Origin of the sequence: Streptomyces sp. NPDC020898 (assembly GCF_044333925.1) — a bacterium.
GTDB lineage: Bacteria > Actinomycetota > Actinomycetes > Streptomycetales > Streptomycetaceae > Streptomyces.
This window is the reverse complement of the sequence record NZ_JBIRRV010000020.1, coordinates 51,656-69,141: the sequence shown is the minus strand read 5'-3', so window position 1 is coordinate 69,141 and position 17,486 is coordinate 51,656. Positions and strand designations below refer to the sequence as shown.

Below are 17,486 nucleotides of genomic sequence, written 5' to 3'. Positions count from 1 at the left end.
CGCCCCGCCACCCACGAGGACGCCATGAACAGTCCCAGCACGCCGAGCAGTCCGAGCAGCCCGAACCGGACGAACAGTGCTATCGGCAGCACGACCGACACCACCACCGGCACGACGACTGTCATCACGAACATCGGCAGCCTGGTCACCAACGACCCCTCTCTCGGCGACGGATCCCCCCTGGGACTGGTCCTGGACGCGGCCGTCGTCATAGAGGGCGACCGCGTCGTCTGGACCGGTGAATCAAGCAAAGCACCCGCCACTGACAATCGGGTCGACGCCGCTGGTCAGGCCGTCATTCCGGGCTTCGTCGACTCCCACTCGCACCTCGTCTTCGCGGGCGACCGGACCCAGGAGTTCAACGCCCGCATGTCCGGGCGCAGCTATACGGCCGGGGGTATCCGTACGACGGTCGCCGCCACCCGTGCCGCCACGGACGAGGAACTGGAGGCCAACCTCACCCGTTACCTCCGCGAGGCCCTGCGCCAGGGCACGACGACCTTCGAGACCAAGTCGGGGTACGGCCTGACCGTCGAGGACGAGGCCCGCGCCCTGCGTATCGCCGCCGCCCACACCGACGAGGTCACCTACCTCGGCGCCCACATCGTCTCCCCGGACTACGCCGACGACCCGGCCGCCTATGTCGCCCTGGTCACCGGCGAGATGCTCGACGCCTGTGCCCCGTACGCCCGTTGGGTCGACGTCTTCTGCGAGAAGGGTGCCTTCGACGGCGACCAGGCGCGCGCGATCCTCACCGCGGGGAAGGCGAAGGGGCTGCATCCGCGCGTCCACGCCAACCAGCTCACGTACGGCCCCGGCGTCCAGCTCGCCGTCGAACTCGACGCCGCCAGCGCCGACCACTGCACCCACCTCACCGACGCCGACGTGGACGCCCTCGCGAACGGCGACACGGTCGCGACCCTGCTGCCAGGCGCCGAGTTCTCCACCCGGGCCCAGTGGCCGGACGCCCGCCGGCTCCTCGACGCCGGTGTCACGGTCGCGCTGTCCACGGACTGCAACCCGGGATCCTCCTTCACCTCCTCCGTGCCCTTCTGTGTCGCCCTCGCGGTACGGGACATGGGCATGACCCCGGACGAGGCGGTCTGGTCGGCCACGGCGGGGGGCGCGCGAGCCCTCCGGCGCGATGACGTCGGGCGTATCGCGCCGGGGGCGTACGCCGACCTGACGCTCCTGGACGCGCCCAGCCACGTACACCTGGCCTATCGGCCGGGAGTACCGCTGGTCAGCGGGGTGTGGCGGCGGGGCGTGCGGGTCGTCTGAACGGACGGCCTGGTCAGAGGCCGTAGCGGTTCTTCAGATGGCGCCAGAAGTCACGGAACATCCACTTGTCGAACTCCGTGATCTGGGTGGCGCTGCCCGCCTTCATGATGAAGCAGCACTGGCCGGTCGGACTCCAGTCGTAGAAGTCGTCGAGCCCGAAGGTGTGGCCGACCTCGTGCAGATAGATGTGGATGTTCTCCTGGTCCAGTGTGCTGGTGAAGTACTCCTGTCCGACCCGCTGGCCCCAGTCGCCGCCCGCGCCGCCCTGGAACCCCTTCGTCAGCCACAGCGACTGGTCGTAGTGGCGGGCCGCACCGCCCGGGCAGCGTGAGTAGTTGCCGTCCTGGTGGAAGAAGCGTCCGCAGTCCGGGGCGCACTGAGGGGCGCCGCCGCCGTCGAGGTTTCCGGCGTAGATGTCGACGGAGTTGTCGGTCCACTGGAGGGTCGAGCGGTTCTTCACGGCCCAGCCGACGATGTTGACCGGCACGCTGGCGTACGGCCAGGCGTTGTGTCCCTGGCCGTTCTCGACCATGGCCGCCATCCACTTGCCGAACTGCTTCTTCAGCGCGGTGTGGATCCGGTCGCGCAGGGCGGTGCTCACGGGCGCGTCCGACTCCCAGCGGACGCAGTAGTTGACGCTTCCCCGGTTGGCCATGATCTGGTCCCAGCCGTAGTTGCGGAAGCCGTAGAGGTCCGGGTAGGTCGACGACACGTGGTTCCACACCTCGTTCAGCGGCTGTACGAGGTTCGCGGGCGGGTTCCAGTCCTCGGCGGCGGCCCGCACCTGTGCCGTCGTCCCGGCGGGCGCGGCGAACGCCGCCGGCAGACCGGGGGCGGCGATCAGTGCGGCCAGCGAGGCGAGGACCGCCAAGAGGCGTGCGATGTGCTTGCGCATGGTGAACTCCCTCTGTGGGGTACGGAATTCACCCTCGGGTCGGCGCCGATCGCCTGCGGGGTTGCCGGATCCGCCCCGGCGGCTTTTCACGCCCCTTCCGTGCGGCGGAGTGAATCGCGCCACCGCGAAAGGAGGTTGGCGAGTACGGGATTTTCAGCTAACGCCCGCCCGCCACCGCTGCCCCGCCCCGCCCGTCAGCGCTACGAAGGTCAGGCCGCCGTCGCCGTCCGGGGTGAGCCCTGTCGCGAAGGCGATCGCCGGGCGGATCACGCCGTCGTCGTCCACGGTGAAGCGCAGGTTGTCGCCGCTGTCGCCGTTCACCGACGCGCACTCCCAGATGCCGACGCCCTTGTCCACATCGCCCCGGCTGTCCAGGCACAGGTCGGAGTCGGCGGCCGAGCGGAGCACGCCCAGGTCGGCGTCGACGCTCCAGCGCTGGGTGTCGGACGTCGCGGAGCAGGGTGCCATACGGACGTCCGTACCCTTCTCCAGCACACCGTCCCGGATGTCCAGGCAGCGTCCCGAGGCGACGTTCACCACCTGGGCGAAGGAGGCCCCCGGCGGGCGGAACGCGGGTGCGGGCGTGGGCGTGGGTCTGGCCGTGGCGGTCGGGCTCGGAGTCGGGGCCGGCGCGGTCGGCGGACGTGAAGTCGGCGACGGGGACGGGGACTTGGTGGCCGGGGGAGGCGAGGTGTCCGGCGCCGTCACCTCGGGCCGGCTGGGGACGGCGGTGACCGGGACCGTGCCCGCCGCACCCTGCGGAGCCGACGGGTCGTCGCCCGGCGACAGCAGCACGATCAGCAGCGGGACCAGCGTCACGCCCAGTACCGCCGAGGCCAGCGCGAAGCGTCGGCGCGACGGCGCTGACGGCAGCGACCTGGACGAACTGCCGTCCGGAGGAGGGAAGTCGAGATACGGGCTCGCCGGCGCGTCCCTCGCGTACGCCGTGCCGCTCCACGGCAGCAGGCCCTCCGCCAGGGCCGTGCGCGGGGTGTCCCGCAGGGCGGAGAGTTCCTCGTAGGCCGCCGTGCAGTGCGGGCAGTAGGCCATGTGGTCGCGCAGATCCGCGCTGTGGCGGGGGCTGTTGGGGCGGACCGACTCCTCGATCAGCCGGCGGAAGTCCTGGCAGCGCGGGTCGTCGGAGGCGGCCAGACGGTAGCGCAGACAGGACTGGCCCAGTGCCTGGAGCGCCGGCTGCGTCTCGTGGGTCACGTCCTCGCGGGTCAGGCCGAGGAGGCCGGCGGTCCGCTCCTCGGCCTCCCGTTCCACGATCCCGTACCAGATGAGGCCCTGGGCCCGGGACGGGAGCGACTGGAACGGGCCCAGCATGGGCGGGGACGGGCTGACTCCGCCCGCCGCGTTCAGTGTGTTCAGGACGAGGAGCAGGCTCGTGTCGAGGCCCGCCGCGCGCTCGTCCGTCGCCCACGTGGCCGCCAGGCCGGCGGTCAGCAGCAGGAGCTGGTGGCGCCACGGAACCCCCGGCTCGGCACCGCGTGCCATGTCCCGGGCCGCCGCCGCGAACGCCTGGGCCGCCAGTTGCCCTGCCGTGGAGTCGCTCGTCGTGCACAGGCGGGCGTAGGCGAGTACCGACGCGCGGTGGCGGGCACGGAGCTCCTGCAACGCCGGGTACGCGGTGGGGGAGTCGGTGCGCAGCAACTCGGTCAGGCGCGCGTCGGACGCGCCCGTGTACACCCCGTACGCCCCGTCGGTGTCATTGGTGTCACCGGTGTCCTGGGACATCCGTCCGCCTCCTCGCACCCCCGACCCCGTCCCGGTCCTGACGTGGCAGCCAGTTTGCAGGCGGTGTCGGTGGCGCAGGGGGCCTTTGGGAAAAGAGGGGAGAGGTTTCCGTGGGTAACCGGAAACCTCTCCCCAGCGGGACGATCAGTACTCGATGCCCGTCAGTACTCGATGCCCGTCAGTCCTCCGACGGCGTCAGTCCTCGACCGTCAGCCCCTTCCGCAGCCGTTGCAGCGTCCGTGACAGCAGTCGCGACACGTGCATCTGTGAGATGCCCAGCTCGTCGCCGATCTCCGACTGGGTCATGTTGGCGACGAACCGCAGCGAGAGGATCTGCCGGTCCCGGGGCAGGAGTTCGGCGATCAGCGGCTTCAACGACTCGACGTACTCGATGCCTTCGATGCCGTGGTCCTCGTACCCGATCCGGTCCGCGAGCGCGCCCTCGGAGTCGTCCTCCTCGGGCTGGGCGTCAAGTGAGCTGGCGGTGTAGGCATTTGACGCCGCCATGCCCTCGACGACCTCGTCCTTGGAGAGGTCGAGACGGTCGGCCAGCTCGCCCACGGTGGGGGCGCGGTCGAGCTGCTGGGCCAGTTCGTCGCCGGCCCGGGCCAGGTCGAGCCGGAGTTCCTGGAGTCTGCGCGGTACGCGGACGGACCACGACGTGTCGCGGAAGAACCGCTTGATCTCACCGACGATCGTCGGCATGGCGAAGGTCGGGAACTCCACCCCGCGGCTCAGCTCGAAACGGTCGATCGCCTTGATCAGGCCGATGGTGCCGACCTGGATGATGTCCTCCATGGGCTCGCTGCGCGAGCGGAACCGGGAGGCGGCGAACTTGACCAGCGCGAGGTTGAGCTCGACGAGGGTGTTGCGGACGTACGAGTAGTCGTGCGTGCCCTCTTCGAGGGACTCCAGCCGCGCGAAGAGGGTCTTGGACAGGGCCCGCGCGTCGACCGCCCCCACCTCGTCGTACGGCGGGATCTCGGGGAGCCCCTCCAGGGCGTCCGGAAGCCGCGGACCCGGAAGGTGCGGCGCGTGGTGCTGGTCCTGCTGGGAGTCCGTGTGTTCCGGAGGGGGTGTCGACGTCGCCCTCTGGGTATGCGATGCGTCGAGCCGGGGTGACATGGTGTCCTCCATGGTTCTCGGCATAAGGCTGCCGAAGCCGGGTGCGTGCACTGCGGTGTGCGGCGCCTCCAATGCCGGCCGTGTCGGTTACGTGTCTCCGACCGGCTCCGTACGACAAGTGCGAGACGTACGAGAACCGGTCTCGTACTAGCCCTACCCGCTTTCCCGAGCCCACCGCAAGTGCGTTCCCTTCCTGTATGTCCACTTATGGGCGTTAGTTCGGGTGTCGGAGAGTGTGAGGAAGGCGTAGTGTTCGAGGACGTCAAGAGGGCGCGAGTGTGCGCCGGAAGCAGCCACCACCTCGGGAGAGAGACGGCATGGACCGCGGGACGGTCGGCAGCGCACAGTCTGGCCGGCTTCTGGTCGAGGTGCGGCGAGAGGGCTCCAGCGCCGTGGTGACTCCGGTGGGTGAGCTGGATCACCACACCGCCGATCTGTTGCGTGAACCCCTTGAGGACTGCCTCGCGAAGGGCCTCTCACGGCTCGTCGTGGACTGCGCGCGCCTGGATTTCTGTGACTCCACCGGACTCAACGTGCTCCTCGGCGCCCGCCTGAAGGCGGAGGCCGCGGGGGGCGGAGTGCATCTCGCGGGAATGCAGCCGGTGGTTGCCCGGGTGTTCGAGATCACCGGGGCGGACGCGGTCTTCACCGTGCACGAGTCGCTCGCCGCGGCCCTGGCCGACGAGCCTCCCGAGTCGCCTTAGCGGACCGGGTGGCCGGGTCGGCCCGGCGGGTGTGACACCTCGCGTGTCGACTCCCCGTCAAGGAGGCCCGTTCAGGGGGTGTTCTGTCGGTTCCGTCGGGCAGGAGTCATCCTGAATATGCGCACAAGGGCGTGCGTAATGAGCTGTGTTGAACCGTGGCAGTGAAGAACGACGACCGTGTACGCGAACTGGTGAATCGGTGAGGTGAAGCGCTGATGAGCACCACCCGGCCTGACTCGCCGGGCTCCCCGGAGACCCCGGAGTCCAGCGGCGCTTCCGGGGGCCCTCAGGCCCGCAGTCTGAGTTTCGGCGGTGAGAGCGGCGTCGTCCCGCTCGCCCGCGACTTCGCCCGGCAGGCGCTGTACGCGTGGGGCTGGCTGCCCGCCGCGAGCGCCGACCGGCGGGCAGCCGCCGAGGACGTACTGCTCGTCGTCTCCGAACTCGTCACCAACGCCTGCCTGCACGCCGAGGGTCCCGACGAGATGTGGATCAGCTGCGACAACAAGGTGATCCGGGTGGAGGTCTCGGACCGAGGCGCCGGCCAGCCCGCCCCGCGCACCCCGCACAGAGCCGGCCGCCCGGGCGGCCACGGCATGTTCATCGTGCAGCGCCTGTGTCTGGACTGGGGTGTCGTACGGACGCCCGGCGTCGCGGGCAAGAAGGTGTGGGCGGAACTGGGCGCTCCGGCGTAGTTCCCGTCTGTCCCGTCTGTTTCCCGCCGATCCGGTGTGTGCTGTGTCTTCCTTCTGCTGGTCCCCCGGCGTACCTTGACGGCCGATCTGCCGATCTGATGTGCCGTCAGGAATGGGGGACGACGATGTCGTACCACCGGACGAACCACGGGGTGAGCCACCGCACGAACCGCCGGGCCCACCCGAAACGAAGCGCCGCGCTCGCGTCCGTCGCGGCCCTGGCCGGATCGGCGGTGCTGATGGCCGCCCCCGTGGCCCGGGCGGAGGTCGTGGACGTCAACTACCAGTGCAAGACGCCGATCGGTGACAAGAGCGCCCTCTCGCCCATCGACATCAAGGCGGTGGAGAGCGACGGCGGTTACCAGGTCACGATGTCCTGGCAGAAGGGCGTCTCCTCCAGCCCGGTGGAACTGGGCAAGGGCGCGATGAACCCGAGCGCCACGATCGAACTGGGCGGCGCGGACAGCGGCACCCTGAATGTCACCGGGCCCGCGAACGAGGCCGCGATCCCCGCCGAGACCCCGATAAAGATCAACGACCTGAGCGGCACGTACAAGCCGTCGAAGACCGGCAAGGTCACCTTCACGGCAGGCGTCCTCACCATCAAGGCGCTCGGTACGACCACCACGTGCACGCCCACCAACGACCCCGGCCCGTCCCTGACCCTCGACGTCACGGCGGCGGACGGAGGCGGCGGCACCGGCGGGACCACTGGCGGTTCCGGCAGCACCGGCGGTAAGGACCCCGGTGCCGAGCTCCCACAGACCGGCCCCGAGGACTCCGTGATCGCGCTGGGCACGCTCGGCGGCACGGTGCTGCTCGCGGGCGCGGCGGGCGCGCTGTGGCTGACCCGCAGGAACCAGACGGTACGACGGCAGCCGACGGTACGCCGCTGAGGACCGCGGGACTCCGGGAGCCGCCGATGCGTGTCCGACGCCTCAGCCTCTGCGCCGGCCTCTGCCTCGTCGCGCTGCTGTCCACGGGGACACCGGCCGCGGCCGGCGAGGGCTGGTCCGTCGCGCCCCTGGGCACCGGCCGGCCGCACTTCTACGCCGAGGGCACGCCCGGAACGGTCCTCCAGGACACGCTCTCCGTCCGCAACCCGACGGCGGGCAGGCTCAATGTACGGCTGTCCGGCGGCAGTTTGGTCACCTTCGCCGCCCCCGAGGTCGACGTCCCGGCCCGCACCCGCGCCGACGTGCCCTTCACGGTGCGCGTCCCCGCCGGCACGCCTCCCGGCGACCGCACCGCCACGATCACCGCCCGCGCGTCGGGCCGGACCGAGACGGTGCGCCTCCGACTCCGGGTCGGCGGACCCCGGTTGCCGGCGCTGGCGATCGAGCACGTGACGGTACGCGGCGACCGCATCGCGTACGAACTGGTCAACCGCGGCACCACCGACCTGACCCCGACCCTCACCGTCCGCGCGGACGGGATCCTCGGCCCGCTTTTCGACCGGGCCCCGCGCACCCTGCCCGTCCGCCTCCCTCCGGGCCGACGCGTCGCCCTCACCGAACCGTGGCCCGAGCGCCCGGAGTTCGACGCGGTCGACGTACGTCTGACGGTCACGGCGGCGGACGGAACGGCACGCGACGAGGCGAGCGCGTCGGCCCGGTTCGTGCCGTGGGGCTGGGTGGCGGGCGCCGCGGGTGCGCTGGCGGCGGGTGGCGCCCTCTTGGCCGTACGACGTATCGGGCGCCGTGAGATCGACGAACAGCCGCGTGGCCGCGAGGAGTTGGCGGACGATCTGACGGGAGCGATGACGTGAAGCTGCGGATCCCTGCACTGGTCGCGGCACTGGCGCTCGCCTTCCTGCTGCCCGTCTCCCTGCTGTCCACGACCGCCACCGCGGCCGACGGGCCGACCGTCAAGCTCTCCAAGTCCCAAGCGGGCACCGGGGATTCGGTCACCGTGACCGGGTCCCGATGGCCGGCGAAGACGCTGCTGATGATGCTGATCTGCGGCCGGTCCGTGCCGTCCCGGGGAGTGATCGGCGGCACCAACTCCTGTGCCAACGCGGACGGAAGAGCCGTCACCACGGACGCGAAAGGCGGCTTCAGCAAGAGCCTGCCGGTGGTCGAACCGCCGGTGCCGTGTCCGTGCGTGGTGCACGTGGCGACGGTGACCGGAGCGTCGGAGGCGGCGGCCGACGCGGTGTTCCAGGTGGCAGGGCACCCGGTCGAACCGCTGCCCACACCGGCCGGCGGGGGCCGCCTCTCGGTCCTCACGGACCCACGGCTCGACGGTTCGAGCGGGCTGCTGACCTGGTTCGGCGCCCCGCCCGCGCGCACCCTCGTCCTCACCGTCGGCAACCTCGGGACGGCGGCGGTCAAGGATCCGATACTCCAAGTCGGCACCTCCCACGGGGTGTTCGCCCCGAAGTGGCAGGAACAGCAGTGGCGCGGCACGATCGAGCCGGGCGGGAAGGCCCGAGTCGAGCTGCCGGTGGAGCTTCCCGGCGGGGCGCACGGTGACTACACGGTCTCGCTGAAGTACGGCGACAAGGTGCTCGCGGAGCAGCCGTGGGCCGTGGGCAGGCCATGGGGCGTGACCCTGTTCTGGGTCCTGGCGGGTGTCGTCGTACCGGCGGCGCTGTTCCGGATCGGAATGGCGGTGGTGGACCGGGTACGGCCACGCGGACGCGGACAGGCGCCGGTACGTCGTGGCAGAGGCCTGCGACTGCCCGAACTGACCCTGCGTATGCCGAAGCCGGGCACGCGGGCGGAGACCACCGCCCCGCCCCCGGCGCCCGGGACCCTGCCGTGGTTCACCCCGGGCGCCGACCCGGGCGCGAGCACTCCGGAGACGAACGCGATGAACACGACGAACTCGAAGGGGAACACGTGAGAACGCAACGGAGACGGAGCGCGAGTGCGGCAGGGGCCCTGTTGCTGCTCGGCGGAGCGGGCGGTGTCCTGCTGGGCCTGGCCGCGGCGGGGCCCGCCCAGGCGGCCGAGGTGTCGTACGCGACGAAGTGCGTGCCGCCGGCGGCCTCCGGCCTGGACCCCGTCAACGGCACCACGAAGGTGCAGATCACCGCGCCCGCGACGGCGAAGGTGGGCGACGAGGTGGAGGTGGTCTGGAAGTTCACCCAGGCCGCGTCCAAGAACCCGGACCTCATCGACCTCCCGGCCAACTCGGTCCAGCCGAGCGGGGTGCTGAAGGCGGCCGGAGCGCAGACCGCCGACGTCGCGATGCAGGGCCCGCGCGAGAACCCGGCGATCCCCAAGGGCGGGGCGATGGTCCTGTCCGACATGAAGGGCAAGGTGAAACTGACGACGGCGGGAGACGTGACGCTGACGCCGGACGCGTACACGATCAACGCCTTCTCGACGGACACGAAGTGCGCGCCGACCGAGGCGGTACAGCCGTCGGCGACGATCAAAGTGACGGCGGGCAACGGCAGTTCACCGACACCGACACCGACGGACACGGGCACACCGACACCCACGGGGTCACCGACCCCGACCCCGACCCCGACCTCGACGGAGACCTCGGACCCGGAGCCGAGTCCGAGCCCGACCCCGTCGCCGACGGAGAGTGGCGACGACGGCCAGACGGACTTCACCGGGAAACTCGTGCAGGTCCCGTACACATGCGTGACGCCCATCGGCGACAAGGACGTGACCTCCCCCATCCAGATCAACGCCAAGAAGAGCGGCGGGAGTTACGACCTCACGGTCCAGTTCAAGGGCTCGGTGATGGACAGCCCGGCGGACCTCCCGGCGGACTCGGTGAAGCCGTCCATGGAGGTCGTCCTGGGCGGCTCGGACACGGGCACGGTCCATGTCGAGGGCCCGGCCAACACGGAGCCGATCAAGACGGGCGACGCCATGACGATCTCCGACATGACGGGCACCTACAAGCCGGGCGCGACCGGTGAATCGACCCTGTCACCAGGCGTGTTGACGGTGAACGCCCTCGGCACGACGACCACCTGCACCCCGGCCGAGTCGATGGTCTCCCTGACCCTGGACACCGAGGAACAGGCGAGCGGAGCGGCGGGCGGTTCGTCGACGTCGGGCGGCACGACCTCCGGCTCCGGCGGTACGTCGACCAGCGGCGGCCTCGCGAACACGGGCGCCGAGGACCGAGGAGCCCTGAAGGCGCTCGGTCTGGTGGCCGGAACGGTGATCCTGGCGGGCGTGGCGGTGTTCACGTTCATGCCGGGAAGGCGGCGCCTGCGCTGAGCGGCCGCACCGGGCAACGTGAGGACCCCGCTCCAGAGAGCGTCATCGGGCGGGGTCCGGCGTTCCCCTCTGTATCTGTTGTATCTGTTTCGTGTGCTTCCTACGCGCGGTGGGCGTCCAGCAGGTGGGCCCGCAGCCGTACGTTCGCGTCACTGACCGCGCTGTAGTCGAAGACGGCCCGCGCCGCGTCCCGGCTCGCGGCGTGTTCCCGGCAGCGCGGGCAGCCGTCCACCGGTACGGGCGGGCGGTACTCCTCGTGCGCGGGGCGGACCGGTCGGCGCGGTGTCATGGCGCACACCCTCGTCCGTGTCGGCCGTGCTCCCTCAACTCGCGCTCACAGTCACCGACTTCACCCGTACGACCGGCCTCGAGCGCCGCGTCCCGCTGTGCGGCCAGTGCCTCGCACACGTCACAGGGCGGCGCCTTCGGGTTCGCGGGAGTCGTCGGCACCGTGGTCACACCGACCACCGTGCGAGGGCCGCCTCCAGCGAGCGCAGCACCTCGGGGGTCGGCGCCGCCCAGGAGCCCGACGGGGTCCAGGAGGGGGCCGGTGCGGGGCGGTCGGGGGCGGTGGGGGTGCGGCGGGGGAGACGGGGGAGGGTGTTCGTCGTCATGCGGATTCACTCCTCGGTGGGCGCCGGATCACGGTGCGTGTTCACACAGGACGAGCATGACGCGTGAACAACCCGGAAACCGCGTGGACAGGGCCGGATTTCTTCGATGCCTCGCATCGGCCAACATCACTCACAGTCACCACGGGAAGCGAGTGTCGAAGAAGGTCCTGCATAAAAAGAACCTTCGGCATCAAACATGCCAAAGGTTCCATATGTGGCTAAAAGTGATCAGTCCCCATACTGCATGTCACCCTCATAAATAATGCGACTTGGGGTGCAGATCGCAGGCGGTGAGGGGCATCGGTTGGCCATTCGAAGGTAAGAGTCAAGGTTCCCCCATAGGGGCACAGGTTGAGGGCGTGGCATGCGCCTGGCTTCGGCTCCGCCTGCCGAAGGGTTCTGGTCCTAGCGTCCGAAGGTAAGAATCAGGAACGCCTGGTCACACCCCAGGCGGTGTCCAGGGCGGTCTACCATCAGGTCATGACCCGTGTACTGCTCGCTGAGGACGACGCGTCCATCTCGGAGCCGCTGGCCCGCGCACTGCGCCGGGAAGGTTACGAGGTCGAGGTGCGCGAGGACGGACCCACCGCGCTCGACGCCGGCATCCAGGGCGGTATCGACCTGGTCGTTCTCGACCTGGGACTGCCCGGCATGGACGGCCTCGAAGTGGCCCGTCGGCTGCGCGCCGAGGGCCTGACCGTGCCGATCCTCATCCTGACCGCGCGCGCCGACGAGGTGGACACCGTCGTCGGCCTCGACGCGGGCGCCGACGACTACGTCACCAAGCCCTTCCGGCTCGCCGAACTGCTCGCCCGTGTCCGGGCCCTGCTGCGGCGCGGCGCCGCCGAGCCGCAGCAGCCGCCCGCCACCCACGGTGTGCGCATCGACGTCGAGTCGCACCGCGCCTGGATGGGCGAGGAGGAACTCCAGCTCACCGCCAAGGAGTTCGACCTGCTGCGGGTGCTGGTGCGGGACGCCGGGCGGGTCGTCACGCGCGACCAGTTGATGCGGGAGGTCTGGGACACGACGTGGTGGTCGTCGACCAAGACGCTCGACATGCACATCTCGTGGCTGCGGAAGAAGCTGGGCGACGATGCGGCTAACCCTCGGTACATCGCGACTGTCCGGGGCGTCGGTTTCCGGTTCGAGAAGAGTTAGCCGACTGCGCGCGTAACGCCGTGGGCTTGTGCGTGGTGTGCGGCTGCCGGCCCGTGGGGCTTCTCGCGCAGTTCCCCGCGCCCCTGGAAGCGCGCCCCTGCGGGGCGGCTTCCAGGGGCGCGTGCTCGTCGTTCATCTGCCATTGCGCCCGGAGGGGCCGTGCGTCGTCGTCTTATTCAGTCCACCCTCGCGGTCGTGCTCGTCGTGATCGCCGTGTTTGGTGTGTCTCTCGTCATCGTCGAGACGCGGACCATCAGTGCCAGTGCCCAGGAGCGGGTGGATTCCGAGGCCGTGCGGCTGGCCAGCATCGTGGACAGCCGGATCCTCGGGGACGAGCAGATCAACGCCAAGGTGCTCGACGGCCTCGTCACCGGTGACCGGTACGCCGTCGTGCGCATCCCCGGGCGCGCGGCGATCGAGGTCGGGGACAAGCCCGTGGGCGATGTCATCTCCGCCGAGGAGAACGGCGAGGAGGGCGAGACCGTCCGGGTCGAGGAACCCCGCTCCTCCGTGACCCGTGAGGTCGGCCGCACCCTGCTGATCATCGGCGCCGTCGCGCTGCTCGCCGTCATCGCCGCCGTCCTGCTCGCCGTACGGCAGGCGAACCGGCTCGCCTCGCCGCTCACCGACCTCGCCGAGACCGCCGAACGCCTCGGCTCCGGCGACCCGCGCCCCCGCCACAAGCGGTACGGCGTGCCGGAGCTCGACCGGGTCGCGGATGTGCTGGACAGCTCGGCGGAACGCATCGCCCGGATGCTCACGGCGGAGCGCCGCCTCGCCGCCGACGCCTCGCACCAGCTCCGTACCCCCCTCACCGCCCTCTCCATGCGGCTGGAGGAGATCACCCTCACCGACGACCCGAACACGGTGAAGGAGGAGGCGACGATCGCGCTCACGCAGGTCGAGCGCCTCACGGACGTCGTCGAACGGCTGCTCACCAACGCCCGCGACCCGCGCACCGGCTCCGCCGTCTCCTTCGACCTCGACGAGGTCATCCAGCAGCAGCTCGCCGAGTGGCGCCCCGCCTACCGCAGCGCGGGCCGGGCCATAGTCAGCTCCGGCAAGCGCCACCTCCACGCCGTCGGCACCCCGGGAGCGGTCGCCCAGGTGCTGGCCGCGCTGATCGAGAACTCGCTCATGCATGGCGGCGGCACGGTCGCGCTGCGCACCCGGGTCATCGGCAACCAGGCCGTGATCGAGGTCACGGACGAGGGACCCGGCGTCCCGGCCGACCTCGGCGCCCGGATCTTCGAGCGCGCGATCAGCGGCCGCAACTCCACGGGCATCGGTCTCGCCGTCGCCCGCGACCTCGCGGAGGCCGACGCGGGCCGTCTGGAGCTGCTCCAGCAGCAGCCGCCTGTCTTCGGCCTGTTCCTGTCCCGGAACCCGCTGAAGAAGGCGCAGGACGGCGACGAGGAGCGGACGGTTCGCTGAGCCGAGCCGCGTTATCCCACGTGCTGGCGCCGGGCCCGGCCCTCGGGGATCGTCTGTCCCACCAGGAACGATTCGGCGCTGGCAACCGCCTCGCGCGCCGGAAGCGTACGGAACACCCACGTACGGTACGACCAGAACCGGAACAGGGTCGCGATCCCGATCCCGACGAACTTGAAGACGTTGCTCTGCAGCGGGCTGTCCAGGCCGAAGCCGTACGTCGCCGTGTACAGCACACCGTTCTCGATCACCAGTCCGACCGCGCTGAACAGCAGGAACAGCGTCAGTTCCTTCGTACGGCCGCTCTTGTCGCGGTCACGGTACGTGAAGTAGCGGAAGCCGATGTAGTTCGAGCAGATCGCGACGACCGTGGCGATCACACTGGCCCGGACCACCTGGAGGTCGGTCGCGCTGCGCACCAGGTTGAACACGAGCAGGTTGACGAGAAGCCCCGCCCCGCCCACCGCCCCGAACTTCGCCATCTCGCGTACGAGCTGGTCGAAGCGCTGGCGTACGGCGCTCCGGGGCGTCGTATGAAGACCTTTGGAACCACTGCCCATGGCCTGCCGGCCCCCGTCTGTAGGAATCGTCGAGGTGGTGGAGCGGGAATTCGTCAACCCAGCCATGCTAACCACCCCCTCGGGGGCTCGCCTGTGCGTGCCGGGTCACAGACGTGTAATCAGGCCGCGACGGCCGGGCCGATACTCTTGGAGGGTGACGTTCCCGGTAGTCGGCATGGTCGGCGGGGGGCAGCTCGCTCGTATGACACACGAGGCGGGCATCCCGCTCGGCATCAGATTCAAGCTTCTCAGTGACACCCCGCAGGATTCCGCTGCGCAGGTCGTCAGCGATGTCGTCATCGGCGACTATCGCGACCTGGACACGCTGCGTGCGTTCGCGCAGGGGTGCGATGTGATCACTTTCGATCACGAACACGTCCCGACCGAGCATCTACGGGCCCTGGAGGCGGACGGTATCCCGGTCCGCCCCGGCCCCGACGCGCTCGTGCACGCCCAGGACAAGGGCGTGATGCGAGCGAGGCTCGACGAGATCGGGGTGCCGTGCCCACGGCACCGGATCGTGACGGACCCCGCCGATGTCGTCGCCTTCGCGGCCGAGGGGGACGGCTTCCCGGTCGTCCTCAAGACGGTCCGCGGCGGTTACGACGGCAAGGGCGTGTGGGTCGTCCACTCCGAGGCGGACGCCGCCGACCCCTTCCGGGCCGGCGTCCCGGTCCTGGCCGAGGAGAAGGTCGACTTCGTACGGGAACTGGCGGCGAACGTCGTCCGCTCCCCGCACGGTCAGGCCGTCGCGTACCCGGTCGTCGAGTCGCAGCAGGTCGACGGCGTGTGCGACACCGTCATCGCCCCGGCGCCCGGCATCGCCGAGGAGCTGACCCTCCAGGCCACGGAACTGGCGCTGCGCATCGCCAAGGAACTCGACGTGATCGGCCACCTGGCCGTCGAACTGTTCGAGACCCGCGACGGGCGCATCCTCGTCAACGAGCTCGCGATGCGCCCGCACAACTCGGGCCACTGGACCCAGGACGGCGCGATCACCTCGCAGTTCGCCAACCACGTCCGCGCGGTCCTCGACCTCCCGCTCGGCGACCCGCGCCCCCGCGCCAGGTGGACGGTCATGGCGAACGTCCTGGGCGGCGACTACCCCGACATGTACTCCGCGTACCTGCACTGCATGGCCCGCGACCCCCAGCTCAAGATCCACATGTACGGCAAGGACGTGAAGCCCGGCCGCAAGGTGGGCCACGTCAACACCTACGGCGACGACCTCGACGACGTGCTGGAGCGCGCCCGTCACGCAGCCGGATATCTGAGAGGCACGATCACCGAATGAGCCCCGTTGTAGGCATCGTCATGGGTTCGGACTCCGACTGGCCGGTCATGGAGGCCGCCGCCCAGGCCCTGGACGAGTTCGAGATCGCGTACGAGGTCGACGTCCTCTCCGCGCACCGCATGCCGCGCGAGATGATCACGTACGGCGAGCAGGCCGCCGAGCGCGGTCTGAAGGCGATCATCGCCGGCGCGGGCGGCGCGGCCCACCTGCCCGGCATGCTGGCGTCGGTGACCCCGCTCCCGGTGATCGGCGTCCCGGTCCCCCTCAAGTACCTCGACGGCATGGACTCGCTGCTGTCGATCGTGCAGATGCCGGCGGGTGTGCCGGTCGCGACGGTCTCGGTCGGCGGCGCGCGCAACGCGGGCCTGCTGGCGGCCCGCATCCTGGCGACGCACGACGAGGAACTCCTCGGCCGCATGCGGGAGTTCCAGCAGGAGCTGAACGACCAGGCCACCGAGAAGGGCAAGCGGCTGCGCGCCAAGGTCGACAGCGGCGCGGGCGGCGGCAACGGCTTCGGCTTCGGGAAGTGACGTCGTGAGCTCCCTGGAGGAAGCCCGGGAACTGCTGCGCGAGTTCCCGGTCGTCGACGGCCACAACGACCTCCCGTGGGCACTGCGCGAACAGGTCCGCTACGACCTCGACGCCCGCGACATCGCCACCGCCCAGCACGCCCACCTGCACACCGACCTCCCGCGGCTGCGCGAGGGCGGGGTCGGTGCGCAGTACTGGTCGGTCTACGTCCGCTCGGACCTGCCGGACGCGGTGCCCGCGACTCTCGAACAGATCGACTGCGTACGTCAGTTGATCGCACGGTACGGGAGTGATCTGCGGCCCGCGCTGACGGCCGCCGACATGGAGGCGGGGCGGGCTGAGGGCCGTATCGCCTCCCTCATGGGCGCCGAGGGCGGTCACTCGATCGCCAACTCCCTCGGCACCCTGCGGGGGTTGTACGAGCTGGGCGTGCGCTATCTGACCCTCACCCACAACGACAACGTGGCGTGGGCGGACTCGGCGACGGACGAGCCGGGTGTCGGCGGGCTGTCGGAGTTCGGCCGCGAGGTGGTCCGGGAGATGAACCGCCTCGGCATGCTGGTCGACCTCTCGCATGTCGCCGCCACGACGATGCGGCACGCGCTGGACACGTCCGTCGCGCCGGTGATCTTCTCCCACTCCTCCTCGCGCGCGGTGTGCGACCACCCGCGCAATATCCCGGACGACGTACTGGAACGCCTGCCGGTCAACGGCGGTATGGCGATGGTGACCTTCGTACCGAAGTTCGTCCTCCAGGCCGCCGTCGACTGGACGGCCGCCGCGGACGACAACATGCGCGCCCACGGCTTCCACCATCTCGCCACGACCCCCGAGGCGATGAAGGTCCACCAGGCCTTCGAGGAGACCAACCCGCGCCCGGTCGCCACGGTCTCGACGGTCGCCGACCACCTGGACCACATGCGCGAGGTGGCCGGAATCGACCATCTGGGCATCGGCGGCGACTACGACGGCACGGCGTTCACCCCGGACGGGCTGGGGGATGTCTCCGGCTACCCGAACCTCATCGCGGAACTCCTCGACCGAGGCTGGTCGAAGGGCGATCTCGCCAAGCTGACCTGGGAGAACGCGGTGCGGGTGCTGGGGGCGGCGGAGGATGTGGCGCGTGAGGTGCAGGGGGTGCGTGGGGCGTCCAATGCCACGTTGGAGGAGCTGGACGGCTGAGGGGTGCTCCGACCCCTCAGAACGCGCCAGAGAGACGACTGTCTGTTGAACCGTGGCCACAACGGGTAAGAACCGTAGGCGCGTTCAGC

General features: G+C 70.4%; 18 protein-coding genes. 12 read left to right on the top strand and 6 right to left on the bottom strand.

All coding sequences use genetic code 11. The features are described 5' to 3' along the window. The first annotated feature begins 24 nt into the window (after positions 1-24). A complete protein-coding gene (hutI, locus tag ACH4TV_RS40455) occupies positions 25-1,281 on the top strand; it encodes an imidazolonepropionase (protein WP_398406347.1) in 1,257 nt (418 codons plus the stop codon). Positions 1,282-1,294: 13 nt separating this feature from the next. On the opposite strand, the gene ACH4TV_RS40450 is transcribed toward hutI, so the two are convergent. The 3 genes from ACH4TV_RS40450 to ACH4TV_RS40440 form a co-directional block, all read right to left on the bottom strand. Beyond that, complete coding sequence (locus ACH4TV_RS40450; protein WP_398406346.1) at positions 1,295-2,176, bottom strand: hypothetical protein; 882 nt, start codon at positions 2,174-2,176, stop codon at positions 1,295-1,297. 153 nt (positions 2,177-2,329) lie between these two features. Next, complete coding sequence (locus ACH4TV_RS40445; RefSeq protein WP_398406345.1) at positions 2,330-3,916, bottom strand: ricin-type beta-trefoil lectin domain protein; 1,587 nt, start codon at positions 3,914-3,916, stop codon at positions 2,330-2,332. A gap of 195 nt (positions 3,917-4,111) precedes the next feature. Continuing rightward, on the bottom strand, positions 4,112-5,041 hold the full coding sequence (locus ACH4TV_RS40440; protein WP_398406420.1) for an RNA polymerase sigma factor SigF: 930 nt from the start codon (positions 5,039-5,041) through the stop codon (positions 4,112-4,114). Positions 5,042-5,358: 317 nt separating this feature from the next. On the opposite strand from ACH4TV_RS40440, the gene ACH4TV_RS40435 reads away from it, so the two are divergent. The 6 genes from ACH4TV_RS40435 (at position 5,359) to ACH4TV_RS40410 (ending at position 10,627) form a co-directional block, all read left to right on the top strand. After that, on the top strand, positions 5,359-5,745 hold the full coding sequence (locus ACH4TV_RS40435) for an STAS domain-containing protein (RefSeq protein ID WP_398406344.1): 387 nt from the start codon (positions 5,359-5,361) through the stop codon (positions 5,743-5,745). A gap of 215 nt (positions 5,746-5,960) precedes the next feature. Next, positions 5,961-6,437, top strand: a complete 477-nt coding sequence (locus tag ACH4TV_RS40430) for an ATP-binding protein (protein WP_398406343.1) — start codon at positions 5,961-5,963, stop codon at positions 6,435-6,437. A gap of 125 nt (positions 6,438-6,562) precedes the next feature. Next, a complete protein-coding gene (locus ACH4TV_RS40425; protein WP_398406342.1) occupies positions 6,563-7,333 on the top strand; it encodes an LPXTG cell wall anchor domain-containing protein in 771 nt (256 codons plus the stop codon). A 26-nt stretch (positions 7,334-7,359) separates the two neighbouring features. Beyond that, complete coding sequence (locus ACH4TV_RS40420) at positions 7,360-8,205, top strand: hypothetical protein (protein ID WP_398406341.1); 846 nt, start codon at positions 7,360-7,362, stop codon at positions 8,203-8,205. Then, positions 8,202-9,284, top strand: coding sequence for a hypothetical protein (locus ACH4TV_RS40415; protein WP_398406340.1), 1,083 nt, complete (start codon positions 8,202-8,204; stop codon positions 9,282-9,284). The genes ACH4TV_RS40420 and ACH4TV_RS40415 overlap by 4 nt, the downstream gene beginning before the upstream one ends. Positions 9,285-9,328: 44 nt before the next feature. After that, positions 9,329-10,627: a hypothetical protein gene (locus ACH4TV_RS40410; protein ID WP_398406419.1), complete on the top strand. Its 1,299-nt coding sequence runs from the start codon at positions 9,329-9,331 to the stop codon at positions 10,625-10,627. A gap of 100 nt (positions 10,628-10,727) precedes the next feature. Here ACH4TV_RS40410 and ACH4TV_RS40405 read toward each other — a convergent pair whose 3' ends face one another. Then, on the bottom strand, positions 10,728-10,916 hold the full coding sequence (locus ACH4TV_RS40405; RefSeq protein ID WP_398406339.1) for a hypothetical protein: 189 nt from the start codon (positions 10,914-10,916) through the stop codon (positions 10,728-10,730). Between the two features lie 166 nt (positions 10,917-11,082). Continuing rightward, complete coding sequence (locus ACH4TV_RS40400; protein ID WP_398406338.1) at positions 11,083-11,241, bottom strand: hypothetical protein; 159 nt, start codon at positions 11,239-11,241, stop codon at positions 11,083-11,085. Positions 11,242-11,721: 480 nt separating this feature from the next. Between ACH4TV_RS40400 and ACH4TV_RS40395 the strand changes: the two genes are divergently transcribed. Beyond that, entirely contained in the window at positions 11,722-12,399 is a 678-nt protein-coding gene (locus tag ACH4TV_RS40395; RefSeq protein ID WP_318320350.1) for a response regulator transcription factor, read from the top strand. Between the two features lie 159 nt (positions 12,400-12,558). Then, positions 12,559-13,833: an ATP-binding protein gene (locus ACH4TV_RS40390; RefSeq protein WP_398406337.1), complete on the top strand. Its 1,275-nt coding sequence runs from the start codon at positions 12,559-12,561 to the stop codon at positions 13,831-13,833. An 11-nt stretch (positions 13,834-13,844) separates the two neighbouring features. Here ACH4TV_RS40390 and ACH4TV_RS40385 read toward each other — a convergent pair whose 3' ends face one another. Then, positions 13,845-14,390, bottom strand: coding sequence for a GtrA family protein (locus ACH4TV_RS40385; RefSeq protein ID WP_398406418.1), 546 nt, complete (start codon positions 14,388-14,390; stop codon positions 13,845-13,847). A 154-nt stretch (positions 14,391-14,544) separates the two neighbouring features. On the opposite strand from ACH4TV_RS40385, the gene ACH4TV_RS40380 reads away from it, so the two are divergent. Genes ACH4TV_RS40380 through ACH4TV_RS40370 form a run of 3 tightly spaced genes read left to right on the top strand, consistent with a single transcriptional unit; the run spans position 14,545 to position 17,397 of the window. Next, positions 14,545-15,684 (top strand): 5-(carboxyamino)imidazole ribonucleotide synthase, encoded by a 1,140-nt coding sequence (locus ACH4TV_RS40380; protein WP_398406336.1) that lies wholly within the window; start codon positions 14,545-14,547, stop codon positions 15,682-15,684. After that, positions 15,681-16,214 carry a 5-(carboxyamino)imidazole ribonucleotide mutase gene (gene purE / locus ACH4TV_RS40375; RefSeq protein WP_398406335.1) on the top strand — a complete coding sequence of 178 codons (534 nt, stop codon included), beginning with the start codon at positions 15,681-15,683 and terminating at the stop codon, positions 16,212-16,214. The genes ACH4TV_RS40380 and purE overlap by 4 nt, the downstream gene beginning before the upstream one ends. Before the next feature lie 4 nt (positions 16,215-16,218). Further along, positions 16,219-17,397 (top strand): dipeptidase, encoded by a 1,179-nt coding sequence (locus ACH4TV_RS40370; RefSeq protein WP_398406334.1) that lies wholly within the window; start codon positions 16,219-16,221, stop codon positions 17,395-17,397. Positions 17,398-17,486: the final 89 nt, after the last annotated feature.